The sequence below is a fragment of the Arthrobacter sp. 05T47 genome (assembly GCF_056395825.1).
On record NZ_JBFTKG010000155.1, the window covers coordinates 1 to 1,280 of the forward strand.

1 protein-coding gene and 1 pseudogene are annotated in these 1,280 nt (G+C 63.7%); one reads left to right on the plus strand and one right to left on the minus strand.

Annotation, left to right across the window (positions count from 1 at the left end):
- A pseudogene (locus AC1DEY_RS23505) lies at positions 1-233 on the minus strand (hypothetical protein); the annotation flags it as partial.
- 633 nt (positions 234-866) lie between these two features.
- Between AC1DEY_RS23505 and AC1DEY_RS23510 the strand changes: the two are divergent.
- The coding region (locus AC1DEY_RS23510; protein WP_476870101.1) for a competence protein CoiA family protein at positions 867-1,280 on the plus strand (414 nt) is incomplete at its 3' end.

Here is a 1,280-nt window from a genome sequence, read left to right on the forward strand (position 1 = left end):
CCGTTGGCCTTCCACTGATACGCCAAAGTCACCGGGGCCGGTCCCCACGTGCCCGGGACCGCTGTTACCGTGGATCCGACTTTCGCCGTGCCCGTGATGGTCGGCGCCGGCGCTGAGAGTGCCGTGCACGAAGCAGGGAGGGGGCCATTTGCGGGGATGGAGGTGGTGTACCCGGCCCCGCTGTTGTCCGCGATGATGACAGGCGTTCCGGCGGCCTGGCAGCTGTAGTTCATGCTCCATTTGGACCAGATGACAGTCTGGGTCCCTACCGCGTCAGGGAAGTATTGCCAGAGGGGCGCTGGCCCGTAGCATCCTTTTGTGGGCGTGGTCGTAGACTGAGCCTGCCATTGCGACACCAGTGGTGATGAGTACACTTTCCCGCCGATCGTCGCAACAGCGCGCAGGTCCGACGGCGCAGGATTTATTGTTGACGAGAACGGTGCGCACCTCGAGTCGTTGAATTGGCCCGTTACCTTCTGGGGCAACGAGAATGTAACCGTCCCGCTTCCCCCGGTGGTCCCCGGAGTGATTATCCCGGCGAAACCTCCACTGGCACTGGCATCTGCGGCGCTAAGGCCAGTGACGAGGCTGGTGCCGAGAAGTACCGCCCCGAGTGCAGCAGATACCCATTTCCTGATGTGCGCGGATTTGTACGACAAGAGTCCCCCAAATAACTCGATGCGATGTGCGTGACATGCGCGATCCTAGCCGGTGGGAGAACCGTTGAACATGGCATCCCCCGGTTTATCACCGGTGTTACGTGGGAGGGCTGAAGCCGCACAGCCGTGAACGTTTGTGGCCGACCCCCGGTCCTCCGTGGTTGAATCAGTCCGTCAGCGGCAGGGGGCGGCTGCGGGGGGTGGGCAATGCCGCTGGTAGCAATGCTCGACGGGGCACGGGTCGACGCCACGAAGCACACGCGCGAGTCCTGGCTCGCGCTGCAGGCTTCGGATGAGCGCAAGCAGATGGTCATGCCGCTGTGCGGAGTTCGGGCGGTGGCCAAGCTACGTGGCGAAACCAGGTTCTTCGCTCACCTGTCGACCGCCGGCTGCGAGGCCAGGCACGGCGGCGAAACACCGCAGCACCTGGCCATGAAGGAAGCTCTGGCTCTCGGCATCGACCAGGTCCCCGGCTGGCACGCGATTATCGAACACCCACACCCTTCCAGGGAGTGGATCATCGACGTCCTCGCCGAGTCGGATGACTTCAGGAACCGGGTGGCCTTCGAGGTGCAGCTGTCATCGCAGACGCCGGAGAATTACTTCGCCCGGTCCCAGCGC